17 protein-coding genes, 1 tRNA gene and 1 pseudogene are annotated in these 19,835 nt (G+C 56.3%); 18 read left to right on the top strand and 1 reads right to left on the bottom strand.

All coding sequences use genetic code 11. The annotated features are described in order from the left end of the window. Nucleotides 1-2: 2 nt before the first annotated feature. Nucleotides 3-2,141, bottom strand: a complete 2,139-nt coding sequence (gene glgB / locus PMX72_RS07640; RefSeq protein WP_271729138.1) for a 1,4-alpha-glucan branching protein GlgB — start codon at nt 2,139-2,141, stop codon at nt 3-5. Between the two features lie 454 nt (nt 2,142-2,595). Here glgB and PMX72_RS07635 point away from each other — a divergent pair, with 454 nt between their 5' ends. The 18 genes and pseudogenes from PMX72_RS07635 (at nt 2,596) to PMX72_RS07550 (ending at nt 19,810) form a co-directional block, all read left to right on the top strand. After that, nucleotides 2,596-3,285 (top strand): HAD family hydrolase, encoded by a 690-nt coding sequence (locus tag PMX72_RS07635; protein WP_271729104.1) that lies wholly within the window; start codon nt 2,596-2,598, stop codon nt 3,283-3,285. Between the two features lie 9 nt (nt 3,286-3,294). Continuing rightward, nucleotides 3,295-3,975, top strand: a complete 681-nt coding sequence (locus PMX72_RS07630) for a thiamine diphosphokinase (RefSeq protein ID WP_271729102.1) — start codon at nt 3,295-3,297, stop codon at nt 3,973-3,975. A 68-nt stretch (nt 3,976-4,043) separates the two neighbouring features. Next, nucleotides 4,044-4,119: transfer RNA gene (locus tag PMX72_RS07625), tRNA-Ala, on the top strand. Nucleotides 4,120-4,922: 803 nt separating this feature from the next. Next, nucleotides 4,923-5,468 (top strand): antiterminator LoaP, encoded by a 546-nt coding sequence (loaP, locus tag PMX72_RS07620; protein ID WP_271729100.1) that lies wholly within the window; start codon nt 4,923-4,925, stop codon nt 5,466-5,468. A 65-nt stretch (nt 5,469-5,533) separates the two neighbouring features. Further along, on the top strand, nt 5,534-6,313 hold the full coding sequence (locus PMX72_RS07615) for a sugar transferase (RefSeq protein ID WP_199580783.1): 780 nt from the start codon (nt 5,534-5,536) through the stop codon (nt 6,311-6,313). 1 nt (nt 6,314) lies between these two features. Further along, nucleotides 6,315-7,418, top strand: a complete 1,104-nt coding sequence (locus PMX72_RS07610) for a glycosyltransferase family 4 protein (RefSeq protein WP_035138271.1) — start codon at nt 6,315-6,317, stop codon at nt 7,416-7,418. Beyond that, complete coding sequence (locus PMX72_RS07605; protein WP_271729098.1) at nt 7,418-8,701, top strand: glycosyltransferase; 1,284 nt, start codon at nt 7,418-7,420, stop codon at nt 8,699-8,701. The genes PMX72_RS07610 and PMX72_RS07605 overlap by 1 nt, the downstream gene beginning before the upstream one ends. 3 nt (nt 8,702-8,704) lie before the next feature. Beyond that, nucleotides 8,705-9,841 (top strand): radical SAM protein, encoded by a 1,137-nt coding sequence (locus PMX72_RS07600; protein WP_035138273.1) that lies wholly within the window; start codon nt 8,705-8,707, stop codon nt 9,839-9,841. Between the two features lie 72 nt (nt 9,842-9,913). Next, a complete protein-coding gene (locus PMX72_RS07595) occupies nt 9,914-11,017 on the top strand; it encodes a polysaccharide pyruvyl transferase family protein (protein ID WP_035138275.1) in 1,104 nt (367 codons plus the stop codon). A gap of 43 nt (nt 11,018-11,060) precedes the next feature. Beyond that, nucleotides 11,061-11,201 (top strand): annotated as a pseudogene (locus PMX72_RS10350) (4Fe-4S dicluster domain-containing protein); the annotation flags it as partial. A 117-nt stretch (nt 11,202-11,318) separates the two neighbouring features. After that, nucleotides 11,319-12,149, top strand: coding sequence for a Coenzyme F420 hydrogenase/dehydrogenase, beta subunit C-terminal domain (locus PMX72_RS07585; RefSeq protein WP_233540610.1), 831 nt, complete (start codon nt 11,319-11,321; stop codon nt 12,147-12,149). A gap of 46 nt (nt 12,150-12,195) precedes the next feature. Beyond that, complete coding sequence (locus tag PMX72_RS07580; RefSeq protein ID WP_082421944.1) at nt 12,196-13,134, top strand: glycosyltransferase; 939 nt, start codon at nt 12,196-12,198, stop codon at nt 13,132-13,134. 1 nt (nt 13,135) lies between these two features. Continuing rightward, the gene (locus PMX72_RS07575; protein ID WP_055287332.1) at nt 13,136-14,413 is read left to right on the top strand and encodes a glycosyltransferase family protein; all 1,278 of its coding nucleotides are present in this window, start codon (nt 13,136-13,138) and stop codon (nt 14,411-14,413) included. Nucleotides 14,414-14,507: 94 nt separating this feature from the next. Then, nucleotides 14,508-15,782 (top strand): hypothetical protein, encoded by a 1,275-nt coding sequence (locus PMX72_RS07570; RefSeq protein ID WP_117786263.1) that lies wholly within the window; start codon nt 14,508-14,510, stop codon nt 15,780-15,782. Nucleotides 15,783-15,784: 2 nt separating this feature from the next. After that, entirely contained in the window at nt 15,785-16,858 is a 1,074-nt protein-coding gene (locus PMX72_RS07565; protein WP_117774364.1) for a polysaccharide pyruvyl transferase family protein, read from the top strand. Further along, entirely contained in the window at nt 16,851-18,356 is a 1,506-nt protein-coding gene (locus PMX72_RS07560) for a lipopolysaccharide biosynthesis protein (protein WP_052044164.1), read from the top strand. Before PMX72_RS07565 ends, PMX72_RS07560 begins: the two co-directional genes overlap by 8 nt. 8 nt (nt 18,357-18,364) lie before the next feature. Beyond that, a complete protein-coding gene (locus PMX72_RS07555; RefSeq protein WP_052044165.1) occupies nt 18,365-19,582 on the top strand; it encodes a Coenzyme F420 hydrogenase/dehydrogenase, beta subunit C-terminal domain in 1,218 nt (405 codons plus the stop codon). Beyond that, nucleotides 19,583-19,810 carry a hypothetical protein gene (locus PMX72_RS07550; protein ID WP_271729096.1) on the top strand — a complete coding sequence of 76 codons (228 nt, stop codon included), beginning with the start codon at nt 19,583-19,585 and terminating at the stop codon, nt 19,808-19,810. The last annotated feature ends 25 nt before the right edge of the window (nt 19,811-19,835 follow it).

The following is a 19,835-nucleotide window of genomic DNA, read 5'->3' as shown; positions in this document are numbered from 1 at the left end:
TGTTACGCTTTCTTGGCAGGAGCCTTAACAGCAGCTGCCTTGGCTTTGGGAGCAGCTTTTTTGGTGGCTGCCTTTTTGGCCGTGGTGGACTTGGCCGAAACCTTGGCGGCAGACTTGGCAGCCTTCGCCTTAGTCGGAGCCTTCTTAGCAGCCGCAGGCTTGGGCTTCACCGAAGACGCACGCTTGCGCGTCGCCTTCTTGCGCTCCTCAACCACCGGCGGCTTATAGCTGCTGGGACCGCGGCGCTTAAGCACCACGCCTGCCAGGCCGGGCACCTTAATCTCAATGGAGTCCATCTGCCCGTTCCAGGGGTAGGGCTCGCTCGAGCAGGTGTAGGGCTCCTCACCGGCATAGCCGCTGCCGCCAAACTCAGGACGGTCGGAGTCAAAGATGACCTCCCAGTCGCCCTCGCGCGGCACGCCCACGCGGAAGCTCTCGTAGCTCGCCGGGTCAAAGTTGATCAGGATCACCAGGTCGTCATCGACGTCCTCGCCCTGGCGCACAAAGCTCACGATGGACTGTTTAGAGTTGTCCGCGTCAATCCAGGTAAAGCCGTCGTCGGTGTAGCCGCGCTCGTACAGGGCGGGTTCGGCGGTGTACAGGTGATTGAGCGCCTTGATAAACGCCTGATGGTGCGCATGGGTCTCATACTCCTCGGTCAGGAACCACTGGATGGACTCGTAGTAGCGCCACTCAATAAACTGGCCGATCTCGTTGCCCATAAAGTTGAGCTTGGCACCGGGATGCGTCATCTGGTAGAAGGCCAGCGTGCGCAGGCCGGCAAACTGGCGCCACCAGTCGCCCGGCATGCGGCCGATCAGCGAGCACTTGCCGTGCACGACCTCGTCGTGGCTCAGTGGGCAAATAAAGTTCTCGGTAAAGGCGTACATGATGGAGAACGTGAGCAGCCCGTGGTTGCCGGGGCGCCACGGAAAATCGGTCTGCATGTAGTGCAGGGTGTCGTTCATCCAGCCCATGTCCCACTTGTAGTGGAAGCCCAGGCCGCCGTCCTGCGGCGGATAGGTTACGAGCGGCCACGCGGTAGACTCCTCGGCCATCATCATCACGTCGGGGTAGTGTGCCTCCACGGCGCAGTTTACCTGGCGGATAAACGCGCTGGCGTCCAGGTCCTCCTCGGTACCGTATTTGTTGAACTTCTTTTGGCCCGGATCGTCGATGCCAAAGTTGAGGTATAGCATGCTGGACACGCCGTCCATGCGAATGCCGTCCACGTGGAAGTTCTCGAGCCAGTACAGCACGTTAGAGACCAGGAAGGAACGGACCTCGCCACGGGCGAAGTCAAACTTGTGCGTGCCCCAGTTAGGGTGAATCTCGTGCTCAAACAGCATGTGGCCGTTAAAGGTGGCAAGGCCGTGGGCGTCGGCGCAAAAACCGCCGGGCACCCAGTCCATGATTACGCCAATGCCCGCCTCGTGGCATGCATCGATAAAGTGCATGAGCTGCTGCGGGTTGCCGTAGCGCGACGTGGCGGCGTAGTAACCGGTCGTCTGGTAGCCCCAGGAGCCATCGAAGGGATGCTCCATAAGCGGCATGACCTCGATATGCGTGTAGCCCATGTCGCGCACGTAGTCCACAAGCTCTACCGACAGTTCGTCGTAGGTGTAGAACTCGCCGCGCTGCGCGGGGAAGGGGTCCATGGGACCGGGGTAGTTGCCAAACTCGTCCGGCTCGCCCTGCGGCGCGTCGCCGTGGCGCATCCACGAGCCAATATGCACCTCGTAGATGTTGAGCGGCTGCGACATGTGGTTGTGGCCGGCGCGGCGCTTGAGCCACGCGGCGTCGTTCCACTTGTAGCCATCGAGGGTCCACAGCACGCTGGCGGTACCCGGAGGGCACTCGGCCTTAAAGGCATACGGATCGGCCTTGTAGAGCTTCTCGCCCTCGTTGGTCTCGATGAGATATTTATAGAGCTGGCCCTGCTCGGCGCCAGGAATAAAGCCTTCCCAGATAGCGCTCGAATGCACGGGCACCAGCGGGTTGGCTTCCTCATCCCAGTCGTTAAATTCGCCAATGACGTGGACGCTCTTTACGTCGGGCGCCCAAACGCAAAAACGCCAGCCGCGCGTACGGTTCTGCGTGTCGGGGTGCGCGCCCATCTTTTCCCAGCTGCGCTCCCACATGCCAATGCCAAACAGGTAGACATCGTCCTTGCTGAGCTCCGGCGCGTGCGGGGCGGCTTTACGGGTAGCGGGCTTTTTGGTTGCTGGCTTTAGCTTTGTATCGCTCACGTTTGATCCCATCATGACGCGGCAGCGTGTTGCCTTGGTGACTAGATGCGAAAGGTCCAAGGCTGCACGAATCGAAGGGACGGCGATAGTTCTATGATTCGTTCCACCTCGCGTGCTCGGTGGAACTTTCGGCACGAAATACGATAACACCTGTTCGTTACTTTTATGGAGAAAAGTGGATTTGCGGCGGTGTTTAATCGGCGAGCGCCATGTTTAGACCACTGGCAGAATTGCGATGGTAAAACTCTTGACAGTTTTACCAATTAGGGTTTCAAGATTGTTAGTTTGACGTTTGGTAAAACGTTTTTAGCAGGTTGTTTACCATTTGACATCGAAAGGTTCGTTTATGTCCCAGACCGCCGCCCACAATGTCGCTTTTATTTTCGATTGCGACGGCACGCTGGTAAATAGCACCCCCGTTTGGGCCTATGCCCAGCCCGAGTTATTGCACCGCCACGGTGTTGATGTGACGGTCGACGATTTTGCCCAGTTTGAACATTTGTCGCTTGAGGACGAGTGCCAGGCCTACCACGACACGTGGGGCATTGGCGCGAATGGCGAGGAGCTCTACCGTGAGCTGAGCGATATTCTGATCGATGGCTACTCCAAGGTGCCGCCGCGCGAGGGGCTCCTGGTGTTTTTGGAGCAGGCGAAGGCGGCGGGCATTGCCATGTGCGTGGCTACGTCCACGCCGGCCGAGCTGGTGCAGTCCGCGCTCGCTGGTGCCGGGCTCGATGCCTACATGGAGTTTGTTACCACGACGGGCGAGGCGGGACGCTCCAAGCAGTTCCCCGACGTATACGAGCTGGCGCTGCGCCGTCTGGAGGAGCGTCATGGGCATAAGTTTGAGCGCGCCTGGGTGTTTGAGGACGCGGTCTTTGGCCTTAAGAGCTCTGGGACCGCCGGCTTTAAGCGTGTAGGTATTTATGACTCGCACGGCCGCATGAAGCGCGACGACGTGCGCGCCAACTGCGATATCTTTATCGATAGCTACGAGGACCTGGACTTGGTCCGCGTTCTTGAGTTTGAGGGTTAGGCGAGGGCCGTGGCTTGCAAGGTATTAGTGGTATGCGGCTCGCCCGTGGTGGCGAGCGCGAATTTGTTGCGTCGGCTAGCGGGGGAGTGCGACCACGTTGTCGCCGTGGACCGCGGGCTCGACGCGGTGCTGGGCGCGGGACTAGGTTGCGACGTATATGTTGGTGACGCTGATACGGTGAGCGATGCGGGTCGCGCGCTGGTTGATGCCGCCGTAGCCTTTGAGGTGGAGCGCCACGACCCCTACAAGGACTATACCGATCTGGCGCTGGCGCTCGATTCGGTCCGTCGCCGCTGGCCGGGTGCCGAAGTGGTTGCGACCTGCGCTACCGGCGGCCGTCCCGACATGGCCTTGTCCGTGCTGGGGCTGCTCGCAGGCTACGAGGATGCTCCCATCTGGATTGGCGAGGACAAGGTGGTCGCTCGCATCCTTCACGCAGGCGAGTCGTGGACCATCGAAGGCGCCGAAGGCAAGACGTTCTCCATCATCGCATTAGCCCCCAACACCGAGGTAAGCGAACATGGCCTAGAGTGGGAGCTAGATCATAGCCCCCTGGGCCTGCTGGCCGACACGGGCATTAGCAACATAGTCCGATCCACTGCAGAGGTCGAAGTCCATACCGGCACTGCAGTAGCGTATTTGCTGCATCAGGGTTTTATCGGGACGGTTGGCGAGCAGGAAAACCCGTAAGTGCGAGAACCAACCCAAAAAACTTCTTGCACAACTAAGAATCTTCCCCTATAGTATCTCCTCGTCACGGGGGCGTAGCTCAGCTGGGAGAGCGCTTGACTGGCAGTCAAGAGGTCAGGGGTTCGATCCCCCTCGTCTCCACCACCGTGAATGTAAAGTCTCCGGGAATCAGGAGGCTTTTTTCATATGCAATCACCGCGCAAATCAAAGCGACGCCACACCAACACCCACACCCAAAAAAAGTTGCGCAATTTATTTCCCACTTCTGTACATAGTTTGTTAACCCAACATAATTCCATTTTGCATTTCATGCCGTCAGCGTTGCAGCTCGGGCGGTGTATGCCAACAGCTACACCCGCATAAACCTGCGTTAATGTGAACAAGTTTGTAAAATTACCCCCTTAAGCACTGCAAATGGACGATATGTTGTCGCGTGCGGCCTAAATCGGTTTCTAGTCGCCTTGTGCTAGGATATCTAACGTTACATGGGTTCAACTGTGCCCACGGCTCCAGCAAGCCGCAAAGCGCAGGGTCGATCAGCATCCGGCCGTAACGGCGGTGCCAGAAAAACCACGAGCTCCAATAGCGTCTTCATGCGTATCGCATCGAATGTATCTGTTCTTGTCTATGTGCAGGCTGTTCTTTCGAATCGATATTTCATGACAAAACGCAGCAGTCCTACAGCTTACAGCTGTTTGCGTGCGGTCCAGTTTTGTACCCGCTTTACTGGGTCTCACGCAGCCAGCTGGAGTCGTGGTCATTTTAGCGATACACGTCCGCGTCTCTAGCCACTGCACTTTTACATACCGTTCACGGTGGGGCAGAGCCACGTGCTTGTCTAACTGGGCTCAGGGTTTGAATATGGAGCGCCTTCGCGCACAAGCGCCCTGGCGAAGCCATACCCAAACCCCGTGAGCCACACGTAAGACAGCAAGGGGGTGGTGCTCGTGTGGTATGTGATCCAGGTCATTAACGGTCGCGAAGACGTTATGCGCGAGCGCATCGAGCGCATGGTGCCGGCTGACGCCATGCAGGAGCTCTTTTATCCCCAATATCAAACCGAGATCAAGGTACAAGGCGAATGGGTCAGCACGACCAAGCCGCTCTTTCCCGGTTATCTCATTTGCGATACGGCAGATCCTCGCACCGTGCAACAGTATCTGCTGCGCATGGACGACTTTGCCCGGGTGCTTTCCCAGGACGGTCAGTTTGTGCCGCTGGCAAAAGAAGAGACTCAGCTTATTGGTGGCTTTACCAATAGGGGAGACCGCGTGGTGCCCATGAGTGAGGCTCTAAAGGATGGGGACCAGGTCGTAGTAACGGAAGGTCCGCTGCTGGGCCACGAGGGCCTTATCAAAACCATTAATAGACGCAAGAGCACTGCCTTTTTGGAGCTCAACCTGTGCGGCCGACGTGTAACCACCCGCGTTGGCCTCGCGGTGCTTTCAAACGAGCAGCGCGTCATGCGCAATCACAGAAGATCGATCGCCTAGCTGCAAGCTCGCAAGCGGACGAACGAAGGCAAAAAGTATCGGGGGGGCTCTTGGAGCCTACGATAATGACCGTGGAGCAGGGTGCGCGAGAGGCGTGCACAGCCGCCACGGCGAATTCCGTCCCTGCCGCAGCGGGTGCTACGGGGGATTACCTTACAAACGAAGAAGCCACCGAAATGCTGCGCGGTGCCAACTCCGGGGTTATGCCCGAGCTTGGGCACAGGTTCTACCGCGTTATTAAGCGTACGGTGGACATTGTCGCCGCAGGCGGAGCCTTGGTGTTGCTCTTTATTCCCGGGTTAATTCTGAGCGTGGTCATTTGCATAAAGAGCCCGGGCGCAAGCCCCCTATATTCGCAGTGGCGCGTGGGCCGCGTGCACAAAGACGGCACGTTCTACCTGTTTAAGATCTACAAGTTCCGCAGCATGGTGCCCAATGCAGACCAAATGCTCAAGGACTTGCAGGCTCAAAACGAGGCCACCGGCCCCATGTTTAAAATGAAGCACGACCCGCGCATTATTCCCGGCGTGGGTAACTTCATTCGCAAGCACAGCATCGACGAGCTGCCCCAGCTCATCAACGTGTTTTTGGGCCAAATGAACCTCATTGGCCCGCGTCCCGGCCTGCCGCGCGAGGTTGCCCTGTACAGCGAACACGACATGAAGCGCCTTGCCGTAAAGCCTGGCTGCAGCGGTCCTTGGCAAGTAATGGGCCGCAGCTACCTGGGCTTCAAAGAAATGGTTGAGCTGGATCTTCGCTATATAGAGAATCGCAGCCTGCGCCAGGACCTGCGGTTGATATTCGGCACGCTGAAGACGATGTTCTCTGGGGAAGGTGCCGTGTAGCATGCGCATCGCCATGATAGGCCAAAAGAGAACGGGTTCGCGCGAGGGCGGCGTAGAAGTGGTGGTAGGCGAGCTTGCTCGCCGTATGGCAGACCTTGGTCACCAAGTAACCTGCTACGACCGTATGGGCGAAGGAGCTCCTTCCGAGCCCTACGAGAAGGATGGCTACCGCATCGTTCCCGTAAAGGCTCTGGACATCAAGGGGCTCTCTGCGCTCACGAGCAGCTTTGCCGCAACAAGGGCCGCCATCAAAGACGGGGCAGACGTAATTCACTATCACGCAGAGGGGCCGTGTGTCCCCCTTCGTTTTGCGCGTTCCGCGGACATCAGGACCGTGGCAACGATCCACGGCCTGGACTGGCAGCGTGCAAAATGGGGCGGCTTGGCTTCCAAGTACATCAAGTTCGGCGAGGCGACGGCGGCCAAGTGCGCGGATGCGCTCATCGTGCTTTCCCGGGGCAATCAGGAGTACTTCAAGGAGGCTTACGGCCGCGAGGCTACGCTCATTCCCAACGGCATCACTCCCGAGGCGGATCTTCCCGCGAAGGAGATCTCCGAGCGCTTGGGGCTCACCCAGGGCTCCTATGTCCTCTACCTCGGTCGCATTGTGCCCGAGAAGCGACCGGAACTGTTGGTGGAGGCGTACAAGCAGGTAAAGACGGATAAGCGCCTGGTTATCGCGGGCGACTCCTCCGATACGGACGACTACGCCGTGGCGCTCAAAGAGGCTGCCGCGTCCGACCCCCGCGCGCTCTTTACCGGCCACGTTGAGGGCAACCTGCTCTCCGAGCTGTACTCCAACGCGTATTGCTACGCGCTCCCCTCCGACGTTGAGGGCCTGCCCATGAGCTTGCTGGAGGCCATGTCTCACGGTGCGGCATGCGTTACCTCGGATATTCCCGAGTGCGCGGATGTTCTGCAGGGTTGCGGGCTCACGTTCCCACACGGAGACGCGGGGGCGCTGCGCGACGTGCTTGAAGGCCTGATAGCGGATTCTGCCCAAGCGGAGAGGCTGGGCGCCATGGCACGTGACCGCGCGATTAATGGCTATGACTGGAACAGCGTCGTCCAAAGGACGCTTGCTTTGTATGAGGGTGTTGCGTAATGAAGATCCTTCTTGTAAATAAGTTTCATTGGCGCAAGGGTGGAAGCGAGACGTACTACTTTGCTCTTGCCGATGGTCTTCGCGCTCTTGGGCATGAAGTTGCCTTCTTCAGCATGGAGGATGAGCGTAATGAGCCGACTGAGTGGTCGCGTTACTTTGTAACGAATCGCGACTATAACGGACCGAGCTCTATTGTCGATAAGGCGAAGGCCGCGCAGGCACTTGTGTATTCCAAAGAGGCGCGCGAGAAGTTCGATGCGCTGTGCCGTGAATTCCAGCCCGATGTAATCCATCTCAATCTCACTCATAGGCAGATTACGTTTTCCATCTTGGACGCTCCTTGGCTAAAGCAGCATCCAACGCCGGTTGTGTATACCTCGCACGACTTGATTCTTGCTTGCCCGAGCTATCTTATGCTTGATTCCGAGGGCAACGTTTGCGATTCGTGTCTCGGGGGTCATTTTGGCAATTGCCTTAAGAAGAAGTGCGTAAAGGGTTCGATCGCAAAAAGCGCGTTAGCGGTGGCTGAGGCGGAGTGGCTTAAACGGCACAAAACCTATTCACGTCTCGATCGCATCATCTGCCCGAGTGAGTTCATGCGGAACAAGTTTATTGAAGCGGGGCTTCCCGAGCGTCAGCTTGTCCTCATGCGGAATTTCCTGAATCCCGATTCGATGTCACGGGAAGTTGCCAACCAAAATAATGAAGATCCCTACATGCTGTATCTGGGACGCATTTCTCGCGAGAAAGGCGTGTTAACGCTCGTGCATGCTTTTGAGAAGGCGGCACCGGTGATCCCTGATTGGCGTCTTGTTATTGCAGGCGATGGCCCTGAATGTGATGCTGTGAAGGTCAAAGTTTCCGCAATGCCAAACGAAATAAGCTCGAGGATTGAGCTGGTTGGATATAAAACCGGTGACGCCCTGCGCGGACTTGTGAATCGAGCCACTCTGGCGGCTGCGCCGTCAGAGTGGCTCGAGAACGCGCCATATGCGGTTCTCGAGGCACTCGCCGCGGGCAAGCCCGTTATCGGTACGAACATGGGCGGAATACCCGAGCTGGTACGTGAGGGTGAAACGGGCTTCCTGGCTGAAGCCCACGATGAGGCAGGACTCGCAGATGCAATCCGTAGGGGTGCGGCGGTGGCCGCCGATTCTGCGGCTTACGCCGCGATGAGCGCGCATTGCCGTTCATTCGTGGCAGAGAACTGTAATCAAGAGAAATACATCCGGAATCTCGTCTCCCTGTATCAAGAACTAATTGACCGGAAGGTGGTGGCCTAACCCATGGCCGAGAAGAAACTCAACGGAACCGTAATCGTAACGTACCGCTGCAACGCGCGCTGCACCATGTGCAACCGCTACAAGGCTCCCAGCCGTCCGGAGGAGGAGCTCTCCCTCGACGTGATCAAGAAGCTCCCGCGCATGTACTTCACCAACATCACCGGTGGCGAGCCCTTCATCAGGACCGACCTTGCGGATATCGTGCGCGAGCTGTACAAGAAGTCCGACCGCATCGTCATCTCCACCAACGGCTTCTTCACCGACCGCATCATCGCCCTTGCCGAGGAATTCCCCCAGGTGGGAATCCGCATCTCCATCGAGGGTCTGCAGCAGACCAACGATGAGATCCGCGGTCTCCAGAACGGCTTCAACCGCGGCTACGAGACGCTCAAGAAGCTCGTGGAAATGAAGCACCCGGACGTGGGCTTTGGCATGACGGTGCAGGATCGCAACGCTGCGGACTTGGTGCCGCTGTACAAGCTTTCCGACGAGCTCGGCATGGAGTTCGCCACCGCCAGCCTGCACAACAGCTTCTACTTTGTCGAGGCGAAGAACATCATCAAGGACCGTCCCATGGTGGCCCAGAACTTCGAGGACCTGGTAAACGAGCTCCTCAAGTCCAACGAGCCCAAGAAGTGGTTCCGCGCGTACTTCAACATGGGCCTCATCAACTACATCTATGGGCAGAAGCGCCTGCTCCCGTGCGATATGGCGTTCGACACGTTCTTCATCGACCCCTACGGCGACGTCATGCCCTGCAACGGCACCAAGGAGAAGCTCGTTATGGGCAACCTTAACGACGAGTCTTGGGATGAGCTGTGGGAGAGCGCCCAGGCCGAGAAAGTGCGCGGCTGCGTGCGCCACTGCGACCGCAACTGCTGGATGATCGGCTCCGTGTCTCCTGCCATGCACAAGTACATCTGGAAACCCGCGTCGTGGGTGCTGGCGCACAAGCTCAAGCCCGGCAAGAAGTTCGACATGCACGAGCTCCCCATCGTGCGCGACTACGAGTCGGGCAAGGTGACGAAGGAGGAGCTGGACGCTCTTTCCACCTGCGACATGCACGCCGCGATCAACGACGGCCTTTCCGACGCAAGCCGAGCCGACGCGCACGTGTACGAGACTGAGGAGGCGCTGTAGTGCAGCCGGGTGGAAAAATCGAATGCAAAAATTCAGAAATAGCGGTTGCTCGATATCAATCGGAGGAAACACGTGAAAGTATCCTGCATAACCAGGCACGCAATCTCTAATTATGGCTCCCTGCTCCAGGCATATGCGACACAACGAGCGGTAGAGAGCTTGGGGCATGAGTTCGAGATTATGGACTATGTACCTGCTTGTGAGGACGTATCCCAGCAGGTGAGGACGCTTCTTTCGACAAAGCCGTCCTGGAACGGGAACCCGTTGAAGAAGTCTGTCTACAGACTTCTGATGGAGCCTGAGACAAGGGTGGCGGGCAAGCGGTTTGCGCGTGAGCGTTCCCAGCTGCTTAAGATGAGCCCTCACTATGCATCCCTGGAGGAGCTGAAGGCTAATCCGCCCAAGGCCGATGTCTATATGACTGGAAGCGATCAGGTGTGGGGTCCCATCAGCTCGGGCGCATACGACCTGTCATACGCGCTTGAGTTTGCTCCCGAGGGCGCAAGGCGCATCTCATATGCGGCAAGCTTTGGTAAGAAGAATATCCCGGATAGCGTGCGCCCCAGGTTTCTCGAGGACCTTCGAGCATATGAGGCCGTGTTCGTACGCGAGGATGCCGCGCGCGAGCAGCTTGCCTCGTGGGGCATAGAGGCCGGACAGGTTGTCGATCCCACGCTGCTGCTTGATGGCGAAGCGTGGAGAAGGATGGCGGCACCTGCCCCGAAGGGCGAATACATCCTCGTCTACCAGATTCACAGCGACCCGACGGTGGGGCAGTACGCCGTGAAGGTTGCCAAAAAGCTTGGCTTGCCCCTGATACGGATCTCCGCAAGCCTGCACCAGGCCTCACGCGAGGGCAAGTTCAAGTGGCTGCCGACGCTTGCTGAGTTTCTCTCGTATGTCGACAACGCAGCATGCCTAGTCACGGACTCGTTCCACGGTACGGCTTTTGCCATAAATCTCAATACGCCGCTGGTAGAAGTGCTGCCCAAGAACGGAACCTCGAGCAGGAACGTGAGTATTCTGCGACTCACGGACCTCACGGACAGAGTGCTTCAGAATCTAGATGATGTCGAGTTAGCATCCAAGCAGATTGACTTTGGTCGGGTCAACGATGTGATGGGTGCGGAGAGGGAGAAGTCCCTAGCGCAGCTCAAGAGCATGATTGAGGAGTAGGGCATTGTCAAACGTTGGCACTAGGACGGTATGCAAGAAGGATATGTGCGCTGGCTGTATGGCCTGCGTCGATTCATGCCGACATGGAGCGATTGCCATTGAGGATACGATTGAGGCGTATAACGCCCGTATTGATCCTACAAGGTGCGTGGGATGTGGACTGTGCGAGAAAACGTGTCCCCAGATGGTATCCCCATCTTCGTTGCGTCCTCTCGAGTGGCTACAGGGGTGGGCGAAAGATACATCGCTCAGAATGTCATCTTCGTCCGGGGGTCTGGCTACGGCCATCTCGGAGGCGTTTGTGGCGTCAAATGGATTAGTGTGTTCATGTGCACAGGAGGGCGGTGAGTTCCGGTTCCACCTCACTTCTGATGCGGATTACTTGAGGAGGGCCCAAGGCTCCAAATACGTCAAAAGCAATCCGCTTGGTGCGTACCGCGAGGTTAGGGAGGCCCTGCAAGGTGGTCAAAGGGTTCTCTTTATCGGTCTTCCTTGTCAGGTTGCTGCGATGCGTAACTTCGTTGGAAGCCGTTTAGCCGATTCCCTTTACACCATCGACCTTATCTGTCATGGTTCACCGTCCCCCAAGGTCCTGAGCCGATTCTTGGAAGAGACAGGTAACAACCTGTCTAATGAGCTGATACTGGACTTTCGAAAGAAAGTCCAGTTTCAGCTCCGCTATCGCGGAGCTGAAACTGTGGGTAGGACGGGTGTCCGCGATCGCTACTCGATTGCTTTCCTCTCGGGTTTACCGTATACGGAAGGCTGCTACTCCTGCCGCTACGCCAAGGGTGATCGTGTCTCCGATATTACGCTTGGCGATTCATGGGGTAGCGAGCTTTCTGATGAGGTCGCGAACGGGATATCCCTCGCACTTGTGCAGACAGACAAGGGTCGAGAACTGTTAGAAATGACGGACCTTGAGCTTTTGCCGGTTGATCCTGGTCTAGCTGTGGCCAACAATGAACAGCTTCAACGTCCTTCGACGAAGCCTATAGAAAGAAATACCTTTATGGACGGCTTTCGTAACGGGGTACGGGTTAACCGACTCGTTCTCAGGGCGAGGCCAAAAGACTGCGCCAAGTACTTGGTCAAGGATATACTGCTTGCACTGGGTTTGCTCAGGGGTTAACACATCGAGAGCGTTTGCTTTAGGCATTAATGATAAGGTAATCCATATGTTGAGTAATTCCAAGGTGCCAAAGTGCGTCGTATTAATGGCGTCATACAACGGCATCCCATTTATTTCAGAACAAATTGACAGCATTCTCTCGCAGGCTGAAGTTGACGTACGTCTTTTTGTCCGTGATGACGGGTCATCTGATGGTACTCGTGATCTTCTGCAGCGCTATGCAGATGAGGGCAGTCTGACTTTGTTAACAGGAGAAAACCTAGGACCTGCTTTAGGGTTTTTGACGTTGTTGCGGAATGCTCCCGAAGCTGATTACTATGCGTTTTCCGACCAAGATGATATTTGGGATAGCGATAAACTGATAACTGCGATTAAACAGCTTAAGAAGCAGGAGAATTTGGCTCTTTATCATTGCAATTCAAGACTTGTAGATTCAGCTGGTAATGAGATGGGCCGGTTAACCTATGGGCAACAAAGGTGCATATCTTATCGAGATAACGACCCTCTCAACCAGCTTTGCATTGGGTCACCTATGGGATGTACGCAAGTATTTGATAGGCGTATTTGGGAAGTTGTTTGCTTGCATGAGCTGCCCCATCCCGTCATCATGCATGATAAGCTGATAGCTAATCTATGCGTGCTGCTGGGTTATCGGATTGTTTTCGATGCTTCTCCTCATATGGGATATCGCCAGCATGGTCGTAATGTGGTCGGTGTGAGTACTGATTTACCATCTAAAGTGATTGAGAAAATCAATAGTTTTTGTCATCCGCGAGAGATTACTCTTGCAAAGCAAGTTACTGGACTTCTTTCAACTTATTCCGACTGCATTCTTCCTCCAGAGCGTGCTCTTGGAGAGTTGGTATCGAAAATGGACGCTTCTTTCATGGCTAGGTGCAGGGTTTCTTTCTCTTCGAGGCTGAATTTCGGCAGTCTACAAGAGGGCCTTTTCAATAGATCTCTCCTCTTGTTTGGGAAGCGATGATATGAGTAAAAGCATCCCCAAACCGCACAATAGTGGGTACGTCCTAGCGCTTGCCTTTTGCGACTATCTCAAGGACAAGACCGGCACCCCAAAGGCTATTATGGCGAGTCAGCAGGCCATGGCGTCGCACGGCATAAGTTACGTCTATCTCCACTCGGTTAAGAAGACCCTGTTCAGGGACGACCAGATGCTATTTTGCGAATTCGGGGTTACGGTCGACGGGGTGGAGGCTGGTGTTTTCAGTATTGCCCAGGTGTGCGAGGCCCTTTGCAGCTGGCAAAAAAGCGGCTTCAGCCTTCTTGAGCTTCATATCCACCACCTTCTGTACGTGAGCCTTGAGAAAGTCTCCGAACTGCTAAAAGTTACAGGCAAAACACCGGTCAGGGCCTTTCTCCACGACTATTACCTGTGTTGTACAAGCTATAACCTCCAAAATAGGAGCGGCTTTTGTGACAGCTCAAGGCTCGGCGACGCTCCCTGCGAGAAATGCCCCCACTTCAGTAACAGCCTTCGTGTGGAGTCGAAGATCCAAGGGCTGTTTGACTCCATCAAAAATCTCCGTTTTGTTGCACCTTCGACCTATACGAAGAATCGGTTTCTCTCATTCAGGCCCCAATACGAGGGCCTTGTTGATGTAATACCGCACCAAAAGCTGCTTGGAGAGTATCTGGGCAACAGACGTCCTCTGAACGCAGGGGAGCGCATCAGGGTTGCCTTTCTGGGGATGCCGAGGAAGACAAAGGGCTGGGAGACCTGGCTTCGCCTCGTATCTGCGGTCGATGAACAAGAGTACGAGTTCTTCGTCTTCAACAGCTCGAACGATATGTATCCAGGGATGAACAAGCGGTTTGTCGAATTTGATGAGAAGCACCCAAATGCCATGACCGACTCTCTCAGGGAGTGCGAGATTGCCATCGTTGTCATGTGGCCATCTTGTCCAGAGACCTATAGCTACACCTGTATGGAATCTTACTCCGCAAACGCTTATACGATTTCGAGTGCATGTGCAGGCAATGTCGCCGACTTTGTCGTTGAGCATGGGTCCGGTTTGGTGCTGAATAACGAGGAGGAGCTAATCGGGCTGTTTAGGGATAAGAGCCGGCTTATCAGGGAGGTCAATCGTTTCAGGAGCGGAAAGCCTGGTCCGCTCGATCTTGTCGATTCAGATGAGATCGTAGACCTGCTTCCATGCTCCTCGGTAGGTCTCAACACGGGAGTTCACATGCACACGAGGCTGATTGAACGTGTGCTGCTGGAGGTACTCAATGCAAGATCATAGGCATGCGAGGCTCGTTATAAATAAAGCGGAGGAGCGGGCTGGTCGAAGAGGTCGTTGGTATCTCCCTAATAAGCAAGGCGTTCTAACCGTTTGCATGGGTGACCTGGCGGATGCGACGATCGTTATAGGTATCTTGGCGCAGGTTTTCTTCCTTGAGTACTATGGTCTGGGGCGATACCTCAACTGGGTAATTACCGGCATGATTTGCGTGAGGGCGCTCTTCTCCGGATGGAAATATAGCGGTAGAGCGCTACTACTTGGGCTGATTACCGTTGCAGGGTGGCTGTCTGGTGCCCTCTTGGGTGGCAATATGGAAACGTTTAGGGCGAATATTTTGCTGCTCCTCTACCCGTTTGTCTATACGCTTTACTTCTTTCTTTTGGTCACTAACAAGAGGGATTTTCTTCTTGGACTCTTTGATGCAGGTTTTCCGGTCTTCAACGCCATATTGCTTCTCAATATGGCGATCATGTTTATCCAGTACTCTACCCATGGGATGATCGCTGCGACAACGAACGACATCAGTTACTTCGAGGACAATATCTCCGGCCTGTTCTCTTATGCGTCCGTCCATGCGGTGGCCCTTTACACTTCATTCGTCGTGCTCTACAACTTCGTCTGGATTAGGAGGCTTCGGGGTCCTCTCTGGCCATCCCTTGCCATCGCTTACAACGTCTGCCTTATCGTCCTGTCCTTCTATCTTGCGACACTCAACGATAATAAGGCGCTCTTCATAATCCTTCCTCTCGTTTTAGTGATGTTCTGGCTTATTTCAGTCATGAGAGGAGAAGCGGATGTTTCGGGTCCCTTCTTTTGGCTTGTCGCCTTGTATTTTATCCTGACAATTGCATACGCCTTGGTGCCTGCGTTCCAGATCCTCGTGGATACGCAAGTGTTTGGTCTGTTCGATATGGTTGGCAGTTCAGCTTCCGTCGGTACTGCTGCCGACGGCAGTAACGAGAGGATTGCTATCATCGGCTTCGCTCTCTTGAGACCGGCTACATGGAGTCTCGGAGAGGGTCTTGGAGCCTCAAGCTTCTACGCGTCCGGGTTCATGTCGTTTAACCACTTTGGTCAAGCGGATATGGGGTCTTTCTTGATTCTCATGGGGGTTTGGGAGACGGCAGCGTATGTAGCGTTTTTCCACTCCGTGGTTAGTGAGTTTATGGAGCAGGAAAAAGGATCTAATGGCCGGATTGTTCGTTTGCTCCTTTTGCTAACAATTCTTATTACCTTTCTGTATACGCAGTGCTTTACAAGGGTGAACTGCTGCTTGTGCCTACTGCTGCTCTGTGGAGCGCTGGCTTGGTCGTGGAATTCCTCGGCTGCAGACTATTTGATTATTGATAGAGACGAAGAACAGGTTTGAACATGAAAATAGGCATTTCCACATTTACGCATGGGGACAACTATGGGCAGAGGCTCCAGAACCTTGCTGTCCAAGAAACTCTCAAACTCTCGGGTGCAGATGTCCTTACGTTCAGACAGAAGGACTCGAGATCTGCCAAATACAAGCTCAAGTCTTTGGCTTCGCTCATTCCAAAGGGGCTTGCCGTTGCCCACATCCAGAGGCATCGTTCGTTTGAGGATTTCAATTCCCGTAACATTTCCTTTAGCCGGGAGGTTATATCTGATTCCAACCCTCCACGTGACATTAAATCCTATGACTTTTTCGTTGCTGGGAGCGACCAAGTTTGGTCTCCGTATTCCCCTGACGCTAACTCCACTATGTTTCTCACGTTTTCGCCAAGAGAAAAGCGCATTGCTTTTTCGCCAAGCTTGGCAGCTCCGACGATTCCCGAGGAGAAGCGTGAGCTGTTCCACGGCTATTTCGACGGGTTTGATAGGCTGTCCGTTCGTGAGCAGAAGAGCGCCGAGCTTATAAACAGTCTGTACGGCTTAAAGGCCGAGGTGTTGATTGACCCAACACTGATGTTTGACGGCTCCTGGTGGGAAAGGTATGAAAAAGAGCCGCACTGCGGGCTTCCAAATGATTATGTATTGACGTACTTCCTCGGGAGTGCAGCTTACGAAGAGAGGGTTGCCGAAATCTGTGATTCACTTAGCTGCAAGAGGGTCGATTTACTAGGGGATGCGCGCTACTACGCCCTCGGGCCTTCAGAGTTCCTCTATGCCGTCCGTCACGCAAAGCTTGTAGCGACAGATTCATATCACGGATCAATTTTCTCGATCTTGTTCGGGAAGCCGCTGATTTATTGCCCTCGTGAGTCCACTGGTCCAGACATGAGCAGCCGATTCGACACGCTAGCCAGCGAGCTGGGTGTTTCTTTCGTTGAGCGGTCAATTCTTTCCGTATGTAATTCGGAACTGCTCGAGAGTGACTATTCAAAGGCGTATGACAGGTTGGCAGCTCAGAGGAAGATCGTTGTTGAATTCCTCGATAGATGTGGATTGAGCATTCCCTCGGAGGCCGCCCGTGGCTAGCCAGCGTAAGGCGGGCGCCCTCCTCGGCTACGCCAACATCCTCGCAAAGAACCTCGTCAACCTCGTCTACACGCCGATGCTACTGTCCTACGTGGGGCAGGCGGACTACGGCGTCTTCCAGAGCTCGAACTCCTTTGTCTTCTCGCTGACGCTCCTGTCCTTCGGCTTCTCCGAGGCCTACGTGCGCTTCTACACGCAGACGGTGGCGCACGGCGGCGAGCGCGACATCCGGCACCTGAACGGCATGTACCTCACGCTTTACGTCGCCGTCACAGCCGCGGCGGTCGCCCTCGGCATGGGCTTCTCCGCAAACGCCGGCGCGGTGTTCTCGGCCGGGTTCACCGAGGCGCAGGTCTCGCTCGCCCGGGAGCTGCTCGCCATCATGACGCTCAACGTCGCCTCGACGTTGTTCACCGTCGTGTTCAATTCCTACATCACGGCGCACGAGCGCTTCGTCTACCAGCAGACCAGGCAGCTCGTCACCACGCTTGCGACGCCGCTGTGCGCCTGGGCCCTGCTGGCCGCCGGTATGGGGCCCGTGGGCGTTGCCCTAGCACAGCTCGCGGTGAACCTCGTCCTGCTCGCCCTCAACGCGCGCTACGCCATCGTCGTGCTGGGCATGCGCTTCGAGCTCAGGGGTGCCGACTGGGGCGTCATGCGCGGCATCGCCGCCTTCAGTGCCTGGATCTTCGGTAACCAGGTCTGCGAGATGGTCAATCAGAGCGTGCCCAACATCATGCTGGGGGCCATCTCGGGCGCGACTGCGGTATCTCTGTTCGCGGTGGCCGTGAACATCCGCCAGGTCTTCTACTCGCTCTCCACCACGATGTCGAACGTCTTCATTCCGAAGGTCAACCGCATCGTCGCCACCTCGGACGACAACGCCGAGCTCACTCGCCTTATGACGCGCGTGGGCCGCTACCAGATGGTACTGTTTTGCTGGGTGTACGGAGGTTTCGCTATTCTCGGGAAGTTTTTCGTGACGAGGTGGGCGGGCCCGGGCTTCGCCGAGGCCTACTGGCTCGTGCTCGCCATGACGCTACCCGTCATGGTGCCCCTCTGTCAGAACGTCGGCATCGAGATCCAGAGGGCCAAGAACATGCACCACGCCAGGAGTCTCGTCTACCTTGCGATGGCGGTCGGGAACGTTGCCTTCACCGCCGCGGCCGCCCCGGCGCTGGGGCCGTGGGCCCCCGCGATCGCCTATGTCGTCAGCATCGTGCTCGGCAACGGACTGTGGATGAACTGGTACTACCAGAAGCGGGTCGGTCTCGACATGCTCTTTTTCTGGAAGCGGAACCTGCCGGTGCTGCTCGCCTGGGCTGCCGTCACCGTCGCCTGCCTCGCTGGCACGGCGGTCCTGCCCGTCAACGGATGGCCCGCGTTCCTCGAGTGGGGCGCCGTTTACAGCGCGCTTTTCGCCATAGCCCTTTGGCTCGCCGTCCTAACGAAGGACGAACGTATCGCGGTCGTCTCTCGTCTCCCGTTCCTTAGATAGGGTCCATCATGAATGATTCCGAGAAATCCCCGAGGGTCGTCTCGCTTGGCGACCGTTGCTGCGGCTGCGGCGCGTGCGCTGCCCGCTGCCCCAAGTCATGCATCTCCATGGAACCCGATGATTGTGGCTTCCTACACCCCACCGTCGACGCCTCCGGGTGCGTAGGCTGCGGGGCGTGCGACGCCGTATGCCCGGCGCTCAACGCCCCTGGGGAGGACGGGTGCGAGTTCGCCCTCTGGGCGAAGGCTCATGACGTCGGCTTGCTCGATAGATCGTCGTCGGGCGGCGTGTTCGGTCTACTCGCCGGTGACGCTCTCTCGCGCGGCGGTGTTGTGGCGGGCGCCGCGTGGACGGACGGTTGCCGCGAGCTTCGTCACGTGCTCGTGGAGGACAGGCCGGCGCTCGGCGCCGTTATGCGCTCGAAATACGTTCAGAGCGCGGTTGGCCGCGGCGTCTTCGAGGGCGTCCGCGCTGCCCTGCGTGAAGGCAGGCCGGCGCTCTTTGCCGGTACTGCATGCCAGGTGGCTGGCATGCGCTCATACCTGGGGAAACTCGCCGACTCTGACCTCTTCCTCGGCGTCGACGTCATCTGCCACGGTGTTCCGTCTCCAGAGCTCTGGTCGCGCTGGGTCGACTACCGTGGTGAGGCCTTCGGGTCGGACGTCTGCGACGTCAATATGCGGAGTAAGACAACCGGATGGTTGTCTTACTCCGCTATGTACAAGCACATAGCGGAGAAAGACAACACCGGGGACACCGAGTCCCAGATATTCGGCAAAGACTGGTACATGAAAGCGTTTCTGGCCAATGCGAGCCTTCGTTCGTCCTGTCTGGCATGTCCAGCAAAGCGCTCCAGCGGCGCCGATATCACGCTCGGTGATTTCTGGGGGTTCCAGAATACCCATCCCGAGGTCGACAACTCCAAGGGCGTATCTGCCGTCCTATGCAATACCGAGAAGGGCGTGCGGGCATTCGAGGCTATTTCTGGGCTTACTGCAAACGGTCCGGCGACGCTTGATGGGGTAATCGCGGGCAACCCTAGCCTCGTCCATTCTGTCACGCCTTATCCAAAGCGCGACGAGTTCTTGAACGACGTGTCTGCCGGGCTTTCCATCCCAGATCTCATGGACAAGTGGGATTTCCGTCCCACTCTCTGGCAGCGTGTCCGCGGCAAGCTTGGTGGTATTAAACGACGACTAAAGAGACTCGTTGGAAGGAGAGCCTAGATGGCCAAGGATCGCTACCTTCAAGCTCTTCGTGGGCTTGCGATTTCCGCAGTGGTGCTTATCCACTGTCTTCCTCAATGTGCCGCGTCGGTCGCCATTCGCCCATTCCTCAACTTTTCTGTTGCGTTGTTCTTGTTTTTATCCGGTGTTCTTACCGACGAGCGCAAATTTAATGCGGGGGGTGTTCCTATAGTTTTGTCAACTGGGCAATGCTGTTTTCGAGATTGAATCGCGACATGCTAACGCCAGGCCT

Origin of the sequence: Collinsella aerofaciens (assembly GCF_028207065.1) — a bacterium.
Lineage (GTDB): Bacteria > Actinomycetota > Coriobacteriia > Coriobacteriales > Coriobacteriaceae > Collinsella > Collinsella aerofaciens_AR.
The sequence above is the reverse complement of the archived record's forward strand: the minus strand, read 5'-3'. Positions and strand labels throughout refer to the sequence as shown.

Excerpts from the sequence above, each read along its gene's own strand:
- PMX72_RS07580 (WP_082421944.1), top strand. The coding sequence starts at position 12,196 with ATGTTGAGTAATTCCAAGGTGCCAAAGTGCGTCGTATTAATGGCGTCA.
- PMX72_RS07600 (WP_035138273.1), top strand. The coding sequence starts at position 8,705 with ATGGCCGAGAAGAAACTCAACGGAACCGTAATCGTAACGTACCGCTGC.
- PMX72_RS07555 (WP_052044165.1), top strand. The coding sequence starts at position 18,365 with ATGAATGATTCCGAGAAATCCCCGAGGGTCGTCTCGCTTGGCGACCGT.
- PMX72_RS07550 (WP_271729096.1), top strand. The coding sequence starts at position 19,583 with ATGGCCAAGGATCGCTACCTTCAAGCTCTTCGTGGGCTTGCGATTTCC.
- PMX72_RS07635 (WP_271729104.1), top strand. The coding sequence starts at position 2,596 with ATGTCCCAGACCGCCGCCCACAATGTCGCTTTTATTTTCGATTGCGAC.
- PMX72_RS07570 (WP_117786263.1), top strand. The coding sequence starts at position 14,508 with ATGGGTGACCTGGCGGATGCGACGATCGTTATAGGTATCTTGGCGCAG.
- PMX72_RS07615 (WP_199580783.1), top strand. The coding sequence starts at position 5,534 with ATGACCGTGGAGCAGGGTGCGCGAGAGGCGTGCACAGCCGCCACGGCG.
- PMX72_RS07610 (WP_035138271.1), top strand. The coding sequence starts at position 6,315 with ATGCGCATCGCCATGATAGGCCAAAAGAGAACGGGTTCGCGCGAGGGC.
- PMX72_RS07605 (WP_271729098.1), top strand. The coding sequence starts at position 7,418 with ATGAAGATCCTTCTTGTAAATAAGTTTCATTGGCGCAAGGGTGGAAGC.
- PMX72_RS07565 (WP_117774364.1), top strand. The coding sequence starts at position 15,785 with ATGAAAATAGGCATTTCCACATTTACGCATGGGGACAACTATGGGCAG.
- PMX72_RS07575 (WP_055287332.1), top strand. The coding sequence starts at position 13,136 with ATGAGTAAAAGCATCCCCAAACCGCACAATAGTGGGTACGTCCTAGCG.
- glgB (WP_271729138.1), bottom strand. The coding sequence starts at position 2,141 with ATGTGGGAGCGCAGCTGGGAAAAGATGGGCGCGCACCCCGACACGCAG.